Source organism: Blastococcus sp. SYSU DS0552 (genome assembly GCF_054050815.1).
In genome coordinates this window covers 100,496-113,890 of record NZ_JBJHAB010000011.1, presented here as the reverse complement: position 1 = coordinate 113,890, position 13,395 = coordinate 100,496, and the positions used below count along the sequence as shown (strand labels likewise).

Genomic DNA, 13,395 nt, shown 5'->3' with positions numbered 1-13,395 from the left:
GCTTCGTGGCCGCGTCCCCCGGCGCCCGCGGCCTCGGGGCGGGGTCCCGCACCCCGCCACATACGCTGACCCGCATGGCTTCCCGCAAGCGCTCGTCCGCCCCCGCTGCCGCGCCGGAGGGCGTGAACCCGAAGGCGCCCTGCCCCTGCGGGTCGGGCCGCCGCTACAAGCACTGCCACGGCTCCGGGTACGCCCCGCCGGTCGTCCGGCCGTTCGAGGGCCTGCCCGGCGAGGCCGACTGGGTGGCGCTGCGCGAGCTCGTCCCGGCGGCGACGGCGACGCTGCGCTCGGCCGACGGGCGCGAGCTCACCCTGGCCAGCGTGCTGCCCGGCGGCGCCCCCGCTCTGGTGCGCGCCAACGGCCAGATCCTCGTCGGCGCCCAGCTGGCGACGTCGTCGGACGACGTCAGCCGCGACCTCGGCACCGCCGTCGCCGCCGCGCTGGAGGCCCCCGCGGGCGCGCCGGTGGACCCGGGCCCCATCGGTGGCACCGGCTCGGCCGGCCCACGGCTGCAGGAGGTGCTCGACCTCACCGCGCCGCTCGAGGTGACCGTGCACGACACCTTCGACTTCTGGCTGGAGGGCACCGACCCCAGCCCCGCCGCGCGCGCCGGCCTGACCCAGGCCAACGAGGCGATCCTGCCCACCGTCCGGCTGGAAGGGCTGGAGGCCGCCTACTGGGTGCGCCCGGGCAGCGAGCGGGCGCACCTGCGGTGGGTGCGGCCGGAGAAGGAGGAGCAGCTGCTCGACGCGCTGGCCCGTCTGTCGGCGGCCGAGCAGATCCTCCTCGGTGAGGGCACCCGCTACGCCGGCGCCTTCCGCGCCCACGGTCTCGTCGTCCCGGTGTGGGACCTGCCGGCCGACACCCCGGCCGAGGACTGGGTCGCACCGGCGACCGAGTTCCAGAGCCGGCTCGAGGCGGCCCTGGCCGAGACGGCCCCGCTGACCGCCGACGAGCGGCGCGCCCGCGCCGGGCTGCTCTCCCGCCAGATCACCCTGCGGTAGCCGGCTGCGGGGCGCACGAACGGGTGACGCCCCGCAACCGACGCACCCGGGAGCGGCCCGCCCGGTGACCGCCCGTACCGGCCGCCCGGCGGGGAGAACGCGCTGGCGGCCGGGCGTGCGCCTGCCCGGACGGCGCTGCCCGGTGTCCGGCGGATGGACGTGTCGTTACGCGACCGTGACGCAAACCGCACTTGACGGCGGCTCGTGTTAGCGCTCACATAGACGGGTCCGCAGACGCGGGCCTGAGCGCCGACGCGACGGCGGCAGAAGCTTCAACGAGGAGGCCCATGTGAGCAAGAAGCTCGGCCTGACCGCACTGGGCGCCACCCTGGCGCTCGGTCTGGCGGCGTGCGGCGGCGAGGGCGCCGGCAGCACCAACGACACGGCCAACGCCAACCCGGAGGACCTGTCGATCGGCGTCTCGATGCCGACGCAGACCTCCGAGCGCTGGATCGCCGACGGCGAGAACGTCGAGGAGCAGCTGACCGAGGCCGGGTACGACGTCGAGCTGCGGTACGCCAACGACGACATCCCGACCCAGGCGCAGCAGATCGACACGATGATCACCCAGGGCGTCGACGCCCTGATCGTCGCCGCCATCGACGGCACCGCGCTGACCAGCCAGCTCGCCAACGCCGCCGCCGAGGGCATCCCGGTCATCTCCTACGACCGGCTCATCCGCGACACCGAGAACGTCGACTTCTACGTCAGCTTCGACAACTTCAAGGTCGGCGTCGCCCAGGGCGAGTCCCTGCTCAAGGGCCTCGGCGTCCTGGACGAGAACGGCGAGCGCACCGACGCCGCCGGTCCGTTCAACGTCGAGCTGTTCGCCGGCTCGCTGGACGACAACAACGCGCACTTCTTCTGGGACGGCGCCATGTCGGTGCTGCAGCCGCTGATCGACGACGGCACGCTGGTCGTCCCGTCCGGGCAGACCGACATCGGGCAGGCCGCGATCCTGCGCTGGGCGCAGGAGGGCGCGCAGCGGCGCATGGAGGACCTGCTGACCTCCACGTACAACAGCGGCACCGTCCTCAACGGCGTCCTCTCGCCCTACGACGGCCTGTCCCGCGGCATCATCACCGCCCTGGAGAACGCCGGCTACGGCCCGACGATCACCGCCCCGGAGCGGCCGATGCCGATCATCACCGGTCAGGACGCCGAGATCGCCTCCGTCAAGCTGATCGACGACGAGATCCAGTACTCGACGATCTTCAAGGACACCCGGCTGCTGGCCGAGCAGGCCGTCGCGGCCGCCCAGGCCTACCTGGAGGGCGAGGAGCCCGAGGCCAACGACACCGAGAGCTACCACAACGGCGTGAAGGTCGTGCCGTCGTACCTGCTCCCGGTGGAGACGGTGACCAAGGAGAACATCGAGCAGGTCCTGATCGACTCCGGTTACTACACCGCCGACGAGGTCGCCGCCGGTCAGACCAGCTGACCCGCGCTCCTCGGCAGCACCCCGCACGACCGGTCGGGCTCGGCGCCGCGTTCTCGCCGCCGGGCCCGACCGGGCACCATCCAGCAGTTCCGTGCACCGCCCAGCACCGTGACCCACTCAGCACCGAGGACGACGGAGTCCCATGGACAACATCCTGGAGATGCGCTCCATCACCAAGACCTTTCCCGGGGTCAAGGCGCTGGAGGACGTGAACCTCGCGGTTCGCGCCGGCGAGATCCACGCGATCTGCGGGGAGAACGGAGCCGGCAAGTCCACCCTGATGAAGGTGCTCTCTGGCGTGTACCCGGCGGGCAGCTACGACGGCGAGATCGTCTTCGACGGTCAGCCGGTCGCCTTCAGCGGCATCCGGGACAGCGAGCAGGTGGGGATCGTGATCATCCACCAGGAGCTGGCGCTGGTCCCCTACCTCTCGATCGCCGAGAACATCTTCCTCGGCAACGAGCGCCGCGGCCGCGGCGGCCTGATCGACTGGAACCGCGCGCACGCCGAGGCCGAGGCGCTGCTGCGGTCGGTGGGCCTGCGGGAGAACCCCGAGACGCCGGTCGGCCAGCTCGGCGTCGGCAAGCAGCAGCTGGTCGAGATCGCGAAGGCGCTGTCGAAGAACGTGCGGCTGCTCATCCTCGACGAGCCCACCGCCGCCCTCAACGACACCGACTCCGCGCACCTCCTGGGGCTGCTCCGCGACCTCAAGGGGCGCGGCATCACCTGCATCATGATCTCGCACAAGCTCGGTGAGATCACCGCGATCGCCGACAACGTCACGGTCATCCGCGACGGCAAGACGGTGGAGACGCTCAACCTGCACGCCGGCGAGGTCACCCAGGACCGGATCATCCGCGGGATGGTCGGCCGCGATCTGGAGAGCTACTACCCCGAGCGCGAGTCGCACCCCGGGGAGGAGGTGCTCCGGGTCGAGGACTGGACCGTGTGGCACCCCACCCAGGACCGCAAGGTCGTCGACGGCGCCGGCTTCGACGTGCGCGCCGGCGAGGTGGTCGGCATCGCCGGGCTGATGGGCGCCGGGCGCACCGAGCTGGCGATGAGCATCTTCGGCCGCTCCTGGGGCCGCAACATCTCCGGCCGGCTGTACATGCACGGCAAGGAGATCCAGGCCCGCAACGTCCCGGAGGCGATCGACCACGGCATCGCCTACGCCACCGAGGACCGCAAGCACTACGGCCTCAACCTGATCGAGGACATCCGGCGCAACGTCTCCGCCGCCGCCCTCGGCAAGCTCTCCCGCCGGGGCTGGGTGAACGCCAACGAGGAGACCAAGGTCGCCGAGGCCAGCCGGCGCAGCATGAACATCAAGGCGCCGACGGTCTCCGCCGTCGTGGGCAAGCTCTCGGGCGGCAACCAGCAGAAGGTCGTGCTGTCCAAGTGGCTGTACACCGACCCCGAGGTGCTCATCCTCGACGAGCCGACGCGCGGCATCGACGTCGGCGCGAAGTACGAGATCTACACGATCATCAACCGTCTGGTGGCCGACGGGAAGGCCGTCGTCGTCATCTCGTCGGAGCTGCCCGAGCTGCTCGGCATCTGCGACCGCATCTACACCCTCTCCGCCGGCCGGATCACCGGTCAGCTGCCGGTGCGCGAGGCGACCCAGGAGAACCTGATGGAGCTCATGACCCAGGACAAGGAGGTCGCGGCGTGACCAAGACCGTGCCGCAGACCGAGGAGATCACGCCGGCGCCGGGCGCCGCGCAGCAGGCGAAGGAGGACGCGCGGGGCGGCGGGCTGCTGGGCCTGGTCACCGCGAACCTGCGCACCAGCGGCATCTACATCGCCTTCGTGGCGATCGTGGCCCTGTTCGCGGTCCTCACCGGCGGGGACTCGCTGAGCCCCGGAAACCTGTCCAACATGGTCCTCCAGTACTCCTACATCCTGGTGCTGGCCATCGGCATGGTGATCGTGATCATCGCCGGGCACATCGACCTCTCGGTCGGTTCCGTGGTCGCGCTCACCGGTGCGGTCTCGGCCGTGCTGGTGATCCAGCAGGGCTTCCCGTACTGGGTCGGCATCGTGGCCGCGCTCGCCGTCGGCATCGCCGTCGGCGCCTGGCACGGCCTCTGGGTCGCCTACGTCGGCATCCCGGCGTTCATCGTCACCCTCGCCGGCATGCTGCTGTTCCGCGGCCTCACCCTGCAGGTCCTGGACAACGTCTCGCTCTCGCCCTTCCCCCGCGAGTACGGGCAGATCGCCACCGGCTTCCTCAACGGCCTGCTGGGCGGCTACGGCTACGACGCGTTCACGCTGGTGATCGGTGCGGTCGCGGTGGCCGGCTACGCGGTCAGCGGCTGGCGGGCCCGGTCGGCGCGCATCCGCTACGACCAGCCGGTCGAGAGCCTCGGCCTGTTCGTCCTCAAGGTGGTCGCCGTCGGCGCCGTCGTGATGGCGTTCGCCTGGCAGCTCGCGAACTCCCGCGGCCTGCCGATCGTGCTGATCATCCTCGCCGTCCTGGTGCTGGTCTACGGCCTGGTCACCACGCGCACGGTGTTCGGGCGCCAGGTCTACGCGATCGGCGGGAACCTCCCGGCGGCCATGCTCTCCGGGGTGAAGGTCAAGAAGGTCAACTTCTGGATCTTCGTCAACATGGGCTTCCTCGCCGCGATCGCCGGGATCATCTACTCCTCGCGCATGAACGGTGCCCAGCCCGCCGCCGGCCAGATGTTCGAGCTCGACGCCATCGCGGCGGCCTTCATCGGCGGCGCGGCGGTGACCGGTGGCGTGGGCACCGTGGTCGGTGCCATGGTCGGCGGGCTGATCATGGCGGTGATGACCAACGGCATGCAGCTCATGGGCGTCGAGCAGCAGGTGCAGATGGTCGTCAAGGGTCTGGTGCTCCTGCTCGCCGTCGCCTTCGACGTCTACAACAAGCGGCGCGCCGGCGCCTCGCGCTGACCGGCGGCGGCGCCTGCGGAGGACCGTGCCGGGCAACGAGGGAGGAGCGGGCGTGACAGCCGAGGTCGTGGGGTCCCGCCCCCCGGGGCTGGCCGCCGTGGCCGCGCGGGCGGGGGTGTCGCACCAGACGGTCTCCCGGGTCATCAACGGGCACCCGAGCGTCGCGCCCCTCACCCGCGAGCGGGTCCAGCGGGCGATCGCCGAGCTCGGGTACCGCCCGAACCGGGCGGCCCGGGCGCTGGTCACCGGCACCACCCGCACGATCGGCCTGGTCACGGTCAACATCGCCCAGTACGGCCCGGCGCAGATGATGATCGGCCTGGAGCGGGCCGCCCGGGCGGCCGGGTACGCGCTGTCGGTGGCGATCCTCGACGAGGCCACCGCCGACGCCATGCGGGAGTCGGTCGACAACCTGGTGGCCCAGGGTGTCGACGCGGTCGTGGCGTTGTCCACGTACGACGACGCCGCCGACGCGGTGAGCCGGCTCGAGCCGCCGGTCCCCCTGGTCGCCGTCCAGGTGGGCGGGGCGGACGGGCGGCCGGCCGTCGCGATCGACCAGGAGGCCGGGGCGCGGGCGGCGGTGCGGCACCTGCTGGACCTCGGGCACGCGACGGTGCACCACCTGCCCGGCCCGGCGGACTCCCAGGAGTCCCGCGGCCGCGCCGACGGGTGGCGCGCGGAGCTCGCGGCCGCCGGTGCATGGCTGCCCGAGGAGCTGCCGCGCGGCGACTGGACGCCCGCCTCCGGGTACGCCGCCGGCGAGGAGCTCGTGGCCCGGCGGCGCGCGGGGGAGCAGATCACCGCCGTCTTCGCGGCCAACGACCAGATGAGCCTGGGTCTGCTGGCGGCGCTGCACGACGCCCGGCTCACCGTGCCGGGCGACGTGAGCGTCGTGGGCTTCGACGACCTGCCCGAGGCCCCGTACTTCGTGCCGCCGCTGACCACGATCCGGCAGGACTTCGCCGAGCTCGGCCGACGGGGCGTGGACCTGGTGCTCGGCCGCATCCGGGGCGAGTCCCCGCATCCCGACCCTGTTCCGCCGAGCCTGGTGGTGCGGGCCAGTGCGGGCTCCCCGCCCGCCGTGAGAGGCTGATGTGAACGCTCACAAATCACCCGGAGGAGACCCGATGGGGCAGCAGGCGGACGCCGTGACGGCCGGCGCCGGTGCCGGCACGGACCCCGGCGAGGCGATCACCGCGGGCCGCACGGCGCTGGGCATCGAGCTCGGGTCGACGCGGATCAAGGCGGTGCTGATCGGCCCGGACCACGCTCCGCTCGCCGTCGGCAGCTCCGACTGGGAGAACCAGCTGGTCGACGGCGTGTGGACGTACTCGCTGGACGCCGTCTGGTCGGGCGTGCAGCAGAGCGTCGCGGCCCTGGCCGAGGACGTGCGGCGCCGCCACGGGGTCGAGCTGACCGGAGCCGGTGCGCTCGGGGTGTCGGCGATGATGCACGGCTACCTGGCCTTCGACGCCCGGGGTGAGCTGCTCGCGCCGTTCCGCACCTGGCGCAACACCAACACGGGGCGGGCCACCGAGCGGCTCAGCGCGGAGTTCGGCGTCAACATCCCGCACCGGTGGAGCGTCGCGCACCTCTACCAAGCGATCTTGGACGGCGAGGAGCACCTCGCCCGGCTCGACCACCTGACCACCCTCGCCGGCTACGTGCACTGGCAGCTCACCGGGGAGCGGGTGCTCGGCGTGGGGGACGCCAGCGGCATGTTCCCCATCGACGCCACCACCGGCGGCTACGACGCCGCGATGCTGGCCCGGTTCGACCAGCTGGCCGCCGAGGCCGGGGTGGAAGTCACCCTCGCCGAGCTGCTGCCGGCCATCGCCGTCGCCGGGCAGCCGGCCGGCACGCTCACCGCGGCGGGCGCGCGGCTCCTCGACCCGGCCGGGCGGCTGCGCCCCGGCATCCCGCTCTGCCCCCCGGAGGGCGACGCGGGCACCGGCATGGTCGCCACGAACTCGGTCGCGCCGCGCACCGGCAACGTCTCCGCCGGGACGTCGATCTTCGCCATGGTGGTGCTCGAGCGGGAGCTCGCCGCGGTGCACCGCGAGCTGGACCTGGTCACCACACCGGCCGGCGACCCGGTGGCGATGGTGCACTGCAACAACGGCGCCAGCGAGCTGGACGCGTGGGCCGGGCTGTTCACCGAGTTCGCCCGGGCGCTGGGTTCCGACGCCGAGCCGGGGAAGGTCTTCGAGACCCTCTTCACCGCCGCGCTGGACGGGCAGAGCGACTGCGGCGGGATGCTCGCCTACAACTACCTCTCCGGGGAGCCGATCACCGGTCTGGAGGAGGGGCGGCCGCTCTTCCTGCGGTCGCCGGACAGCAGGCTGGACCTGGGCACCTTCATGCGCACCCACCTGTTCTCCTCCCTGGCCACGCTCCGGATCGGCATGGACGTCCTGCAGAAGGCCGAGGGCGTGCGGCTGGACCGGATGTTCGCCCACGGCGGCATGTTCAAGACCGAGGGCGTCGCCCAGCGCTTCCTGGCCGCCGCGATCGACACCCCCGTCTCCGTCGGCGACGTCGCCGGTGAGGGGGGTGCCTGGGGCATGGCCGTCCTCGCCGCCTTCGCGACCGGTCGCTCCCCGGAGCAGGGCCTGGCCGACTACCTGGACACCGCGGTCTTCGCCGGCACGAACCTGCAGACCGCCGAGCCCGACCCGGTCGACGTCGCGGGCTTCGACGCGTTCATGGAGCGGTACTTGGCCGGCCTGCCGGTAGAGCAGGCCGCCGTCGACCACGTGGGAGTCGGCCGCGGACGGGCCGCCGACGCCCCGACGACCTCCCCCGTCCCGAAGGAGGAGCACCTGGCATGAGCAGCCCGACCCTGACCGAGCGCGGCACCCACCGGGAACTGCGCGAGCACGTCGCCGCGCTGCACGGCGAGCTGACCCGGTACGAGCTGGTCACCTGGACCGCCGGGAACGTCTCGGCCCGCGTGCCCGGCGAGGACCTGTTCGTCATCAAGGGCAGCGGCGTCTCCTACGACGAGCTGACCTGGGAGGGCATCACCGTCTGCGACCTGGACGGCGCCGTCGTCGACGGGGTGAAGGCGCCCTCGTCGGACACCGCCGCCCACGCCTACGTCTACCGGCACATGCCGGAGGTCGGGGGCCAGGTGCACACGCACAGCCCGTACGCCGCGGCCTGGGCCGCGCGCGGCGAGGAGATCCCGTGCGTGCTGACGGCGATGGCCGACGAGTTCGGCGGCCCGATCCCGGTGGGCCCCTTCGCGCTGATCGGGGACGACTCGATCGGTCAGGGCGTCGTCGCCACGCTGTCGGGGTCGCGCTCACCCGCCGTCCTGATGCAGAACCACGGCGTCTTCACCATCGGCCGGGACGCCCGGGCCGCCGTCAAGGCGGCCGTCATGACCGAGGACGTCGCCCGCACCGTGCACCTGTCCCGGCAGCTGGGCGAGCCGATCCCCATCGCGCAGTCGGACATCGACTCGCTCTACGCGCGCTACCAGAACGTCTACGGACAGCGCTGAGGAAGGACGACTTCGTGGCACAGGACCCCTACGCCGGGGCGCAGGTGTGGTTCCTCACGGGCAGCCAGGGGCTGTACGGGGAGGAGACGCTGCAGCAGGTGGCCGACCAGTCCCGCCGGGTGGCGGTCGCGCTCGACGCGGCCGCCGAGATTCCCGCCGAGGTGGTGTGGAAGCCGGTGCTCACCGACGCCGGCGCCATCCGCCGGGCGATGGGCGAGGCCAACGAGGACCCGTCCTGCATCGGGGTGATCACCTGGATGCACACCTTCTCGCCGGCCAAGATGTGGATCGCCGGGATCGACGCCCTGCGCAAGCCGCTGCTGCACCTGCACACCCAGGCCGACGCCGCCCTCCCGTGGGCGACGATCGACATGGACTTCATGAACCTCAACCAGGCCGCCCACGGCGACCGCGAGTACGGGTTCGTCCTCACCCGGTTGCGCCAGCCGCGCACCACCGTCGCCGGCCACGTGGACAACCCCGCGGTGCGGGCACGGGTCGGTTCCTGGGTGCGCGCGGCCGCCGGGGCCGCGGCCGCCCGGAACCTCAAGCTGGCCCGCTTCGGCGACAACATGCGCGACGTCGCCGTGACCGAGGGCGACAAGGTCGAGGCGCAGCTCCGCTTCGGCATGTCGGTGAACACCTGGGGGGTCAACGACCTGGTCGCCGTGGTCGACCAGGTGGCCGACGCCGACGTCGACGCGCTGGTGCAGGAGTACGGCGACCTCTACGAGCTGGCCGCCGACGTCCGGCCGGGCGGGGAGCGGCACGACTCGGTCCGCTACCAGGCGCGGATCGAGCTGGCGCTCCGGCAGTTCCTCACCGAGGGCGGGTTCGGGGCCTTCACCACCAACTTCGAGGACCTCGGCGGACTGCGCCAGCTGCCCGGGCTGGCCGTGCAGCGACTCATGGCCGACGGCTTCGGCTTCGGCGGGGAGGGCGACTGGAAGACCTCCGCCCTGCTGCGGGTGCTCAAGGTGGCCGCGGCCGGCCTGCCGGGTGGCACGTCGTTCATGGAGGACTACACCTACGACCTGGCCTCCGACCGGCCGAAGATCCTCGGCGCGCACATGCTCGAGGTCTGCCCGACGATCTCCGGCGAGCGGCCCCGGCTCGAGGTGCACCCGCTCTCGATCGGCGGCCGGGAGGACCCGGCCCGCCTGGTCTTCACCGCCGCTCCCGGCGAGGGGGTCGTCATCGGCTGGGCCGACCTCGGCGACCGGTTCCGCTGGGTGGCCAACGAGGTCGACGTCGTCCCGCCGTCCGAGCCGCTGCCGAACCTGCCCGTGGCGCGGGCGGTCTGGGAGCCGCGGCCGGACTTCGCGACCTCCACCGAGGGCTGGCTGACCGCCGGCGGCCCGCACCACACGGTGCTGTCCACCGCGCTGGACGCCGACGTGCTCACCGACCTCGCCGAGGTGTTCGGCGTGGAGCTCGTGGTCATCGACGGCGACACCACCCGCCGGTCGCTGGCCAAGGAGTTGCGCTGGAGCGCCGCGTACCACCGGCTGGCCGCCGGGATCTGACCGGCGGGGCCCTCCGCGCGCAGTCGGGCCCTGCCCACCCTGGTGGGCAGGGCCCGACCGTCCTGAGGACGGTGCGCTCAGAGGCCGCGGATCAGGTGCCGGAAGAACTCGACGCCCCGCTCCAGCGTCTCGACCCGGATCCGCTCGTCCGCGGCGTGCAGCGCCCCGAGCTCCTCGCGGCTGAGGTCGAAGGGCATGAACCGGTACACGCTGTCGCTGATGGCGTGGAAGTGCCGGGCGTCGCTGGCCTGCACCATCACGTAGGGCGCCACGGTCGCGTCGGGGTAGACGGCCAGCGCCGAGCCCCGGATGGCGGCGAAGGCGTCGTTGTCGGCCCGGGAGATCGTCGTCGGGTCGCTGCCCGAGACCACCCGCACCTCCACGGCCGGGTCGCCGATCACCCGGCGCAGCCGGTCGACCGTCGATTGCACCGTCTCACCCAGGGCGATCCGGATGTTCAGGTGCGCCGTCGCCCGGGTGGCCAGGACGTTCGCCGCCCGGCTGCCCTCCAGCTGGGTGACCGCCACGGTGGTGCGCACCATGGCGTTGGCCTCGCGGCCGGCGCGGGACAGGACGGCGGCCAGGACCGGCCGCAGCCGGCGGGCCCGGCCCAGGACGGCGCGCACCGGTGCGGGCGCCTTCGGCCGCACGGCCTCGATCATGCCGAGGACGACGTCGTTGAGGCGGGCCGGGAACGGGTGCTCCTCCAGGGCGACGATCGCTCGCGCGAGCCGGGCCGGCGCGCCGTTACGGGTAGGGGAGGAGGCGTGCCCGCCGGGGTCGCTGGTGGCCAGCTCCACGTCCAGCAGGCCCTTCTCGGCGAGCCCGACGACGCCGATCTGCCCGGGCACCCCGGGGAACATGCCGCTCACCACGGCGCCGCCCTCGTCGAGCACGGCCCACGGCCGGATCCCCCGCGCGCGCAGCGAGTCCACTGCCAGCTGGGCACCGACCCCGGCGACCTCCTCGTCGTTGCCGAAGGAGAGGTGGACGTCGCGGCGCGGGGTGAAGCCGGCCGCCGCCAGCGACTCGACCGCCTCGATGATCGCGACCAGCGAGCCCTTGTCGTCGATGGCGCCGCGGCCGTGCACGACGCCGTCCTCGATCGAGCCGGAGAACGGGTCGCGGCTCCACTCCTGGCCGTCGACGGGGACGACGTCGTAGTGGGCCATGAGGACCAGCGGCGGCTCGTCGGTCGTGCCGCGCCACCGGTACAGCAGGGCGCCGTCGCCCAGCACCTCGCGCTCCAGCACCTCGTGCGTGGCCGGGTAGAGCTCGGCCAGCCGGTCGCGGAACCGGGCGAACACCGCCTGGTCGACCCGCTCGCGGTCGCGGGAGGAGACGGTGGGGATGCGGATCAGCTCCGCGAGCCGTTCGGCCGCTCCGGTCGTCACGCCCGGCTCCTCTCGTCCGCCGTGGGCAGGGGCTGGTCGGTCACCGGTCCGTCGGAGAAGGCCAGCCGCGGCACGAACACCAGCGCCACCGCGGCCAGCAGCGCCGTCGTCCCGCAGACCACCCAGACCGTGATGTAACCCGACAGCGAGCCGGCGGTGCCCGCCGACCCGTCGGGCAGCAGCGGCACGTTCGAGGCCAGCGCGATGGCGAAGGCGGCGGAGGCGAACGACCCGCCGAGCACCTTCGTGGTGTTGGTCAGCCCGGTGGCGACGGCCGTCCGGCCCACCGGCGCCGCTGCGGCGGCCGCCGCCGGGAGCGCGGCGACCAGCGCGCCGGAGCCGAGGCCGGCGATCGCGATGCAGGCCAGCATCTGCGCCAGCGTGTCGTGGAAGGGCACCAGCAGCAGGTAGCCGACGCCGGTCAGGGTCGCCGCGCCGATCAGCGTGCGACGGGGCGTGGTCAGCCGGCTGACCCGGGAGAACTGGCTGGCGCCGACCAGCATGGAGACGACGTAGGCACCGATGACGATGGACACCTCGCTGGTGGAGAGCCCGAGGCCGTAGCCGTAGACCTCCGGGTCGGTGCGCGCGAACGTGGAGAGCGGGCCCTGGGCGCCGAGCACGCTGATGCCGAAGAGGCCGGCGGTCAGCTGGACCGGCCACATCGAGGAGCTGCGCAGGACCCGGAAGTCGACCAGCGGGTCGTCCTGGCGCAGCTCGTACAGCACGAACGGGACGAGCAGCACGAGGCCGAGCGCGGTGACCGCCCACGGCCACAGCGCATCCTCGTTGAGGCGGACGAAGCTCAGCCCGCCGGTGATGACCAGCAGCACCAGGCTCAGCAGGGCCGCGCCCGTCGCGTCGACGCTGCCGCCGGTGCGGTCCTCGCTCTCCGGCACGCGGAAGGCCACGATCGCGCAGACGCCGACGACCAGGACCAGCGGGGCCAGGAGCACCAGCCAGAAGGTGCCGGCCAGGCTCTGCCCGATCTGCCCGCCGCCGAGCGCGCCGACGATGGCGCCCGCCTGCAGCGCGGCCACGATCAACCCGGTCGCGCGGCGGGTCTGGCTCGCGGCCCCCGGTGTCCGGCGCGACCGGTCCCAGATCAGCGCCACCTGCAGCGGCAGCCAGACCACGTACATGCCCTGCAGCGCCCAGGCGGCCAGGAACAGCGGGAAGCTCTGGGCGAAGGCGAGCACGACCGTGGACAGCGCGACGACCACGGCGGACCACAGCAGCACCCGGCGGTGGCCGTACAGGTCGCCGAGCTTGGCGAGCACCGGCACGGCGATGGCCGAGAGCATCAGCTGGGCGGCCTCGAGCCAGTTGACGTCGGCGTCGTTGACGCCGAGGTAACGCGCGATGTCGGTGAGCAGCGGGACGTAGTAGCCCTGCAGCACGCCGCTGGTGAACTCGACGAAGACCAGGTAGCCGACGAGCCCTCCGCCGATCCCCGCGATCCGGCCGGTCCGCCGTGCCGTCTCCGTGCGTGCCACCAGGCATCCCTTCGCCGAGCGCCGGGCCCGGCGCGGGAAGTTGGCAGCGTAGTGGTCGCGATCACGCCGGTGGGGGCTCCGGTGCGGAGAGTCCCCCGGTC

10 protein-coding genes are annotated in these 13,395 nt (G+C 73.0%); 8 read left to right on the top strand and 2 right to left on the bottom strand.

Annotation, left to right across the window (positions count from 1 at the left end; genetic code table 11):
• The first annotated feature begins 74 nt into the window (after window positions 1-74).
• The 8 genes from ACI8AG_RS13055 (at window position 75) to araA (ending at window position 10,404) form a co-directional block, all read left to right on the top strand.
• Window positions 75-1,004: a DUF5926 family protein gene (locus tag ACI8AG_RS13055; RefSeq protein WP_456597382.1), complete on the top strand. Its 930-nt coding sequence runs from the start codon at window positions 75-77 to the stop codon at window positions 1,002-1,004.
• A 289-nt stretch (window positions 1,005-1,293) separates the two neighbouring features.
• On the top strand, window positions 1,294-2,445 hold the full coding sequence (chvE, locus tag ACI8AG_RS13050) for a multiple monosaccharide ABC transporter substrate-binding protein (protein ID WP_456590263.1): 1,152 nt from the start codon (window positions 1,294-1,296) through the stop codon (window positions 2,443-2,445).
• Window positions 2,446-2,587: 142 nt separating this feature from the next.
• Window positions 2,588-4,123, top strand: coding sequence for a multiple monosaccharide ABC transporter ATP-binding protein (mmsA, locus tag ACI8AG_RS13045; RefSeq protein ID WP_456597381.1), 1,536 nt, complete (start codon window positions 2,588-2,590; stop codon window positions 4,121-4,123).
• The gene (mmsB, locus tag ACI8AG_RS13040; RefSeq protein ID WP_456597380.1) at window positions 4,120-5,370 is read left to right on the top strand and encodes a multiple monosaccharide ABC transporter permease; all 1,251 of its coding nucleotides are present in this window, start codon (window positions 4,120-4,122) and stop codon (window positions 5,368-5,370) included. Before mmsA ends, mmsB begins: the two co-directional genes overlap by 4 nt.
• 52 nt (window positions 5,371-5,422) lie before the next feature.
• Window positions 5,423-6,463 (top strand): LacI family DNA-binding transcriptional regulator, encoded by a 1,041-nt coding sequence (locus ACI8AG_RS13035; RefSeq protein WP_456590266.1) that lies wholly within the window; start codon window positions 5,423-5,425, stop codon window positions 6,461-6,463.
• A 34-nt stretch (window positions 6,464-6,497) separates the two neighbouring features.
• Window positions 6,498-8,201 (top strand): xylulokinase, encoded by a 1,704-nt coding sequence (locus ACI8AG_RS13030; RefSeq protein ID WP_456597379.1) that lies wholly within the window; start codon window positions 6,498-6,500, stop codon window positions 8,199-8,201.
• On the top strand, window positions 8,198-8,878 hold the full coding sequence (locus ACI8AG_RS13025) for an L-ribulose-5-phosphate 4-epimerase (protein ID WP_456590268.1): 681 nt from the start codon (window positions 8,198-8,200) through the stop codon (window positions 8,876-8,878). Before ACI8AG_RS13030 ends, ACI8AG_RS13025 begins: the two co-directional genes overlap by 4 nt.
• A gap of 14 nt (window positions 8,879-8,892) precedes the next feature.
• A complete protein-coding gene (araA, locus tag ACI8AG_RS13020; protein WP_456590269.1) occupies window positions 8,893-10,404 on the top strand; it encodes an L-arabinose isomerase in 1,512 nt (503 codons plus the stop codon).
• A 77-nt stretch (window positions 10,405-10,481) separates the two neighbouring features.
• Here the strand turns inward: araA and ACI8AG_RS13015 are convergent, their stop codons facing one another.
• Both ACI8AG_RS13015 and ACI8AG_RS13010 read right to left on the bottom strand, forming a co-directional pair.
• A complete protein-coding gene (locus ACI8AG_RS13015; protein ID WP_456597378.1) occupies window positions 10,482-11,798 on the bottom strand; it encodes a M20/M25/M40 family metallo-hydrolase in 1,317 nt (438 codons plus the stop codon).
• Window positions 11,795-13,294: an MFS transporter gene (locus tag ACI8AG_RS13010; protein WP_456597377.1), complete on the bottom strand. Its 1,500-nt coding sequence runs from the start codon at window positions 13,292-13,294 to the stop codon at window positions 11,795-11,797. Before ACI8AG_RS13010 ends, ACI8AG_RS13015 begins: the two co-directional genes overlap by 4 nt.
• Between the last annotated feature and the right edge of the window lie 101 nt (window positions 13,295-13,395).

What these genes read in the sequence shown, in the direction of transcription:
- ACI8AG_RS13055 (WP_456597382.1), top strand. Translation starts at nt 75, where the DNA reads ATGGCTTCCCGCAAGCGCTCGTCCGCCCCCGCTGCCGCGCCGGAGGGC.
- mmsA (WP_456597381.1), top strand. Translation starts at nt 2,588, where the DNA reads ATGGACAACATCCTGGAGATGCGCTCCATCACCAAGACCTTTCCCGGG.
- ACI8AG_RS13030 (WP_456597379.1), top strand. Translation starts at nt 6,498, where the DNA reads ATGGGGCAGCAGGCGGACGCCGTGACGGCCGGCGCCGGTGCCGGCACG.
- ACI8AG_RS13025 (WP_456590268.1), top strand. Translation starts at nt 8,198, where the DNA reads ATGAGCAGCCCGACCCTGACCGAGCGCGGCACCCACCGGGAACTGCGC.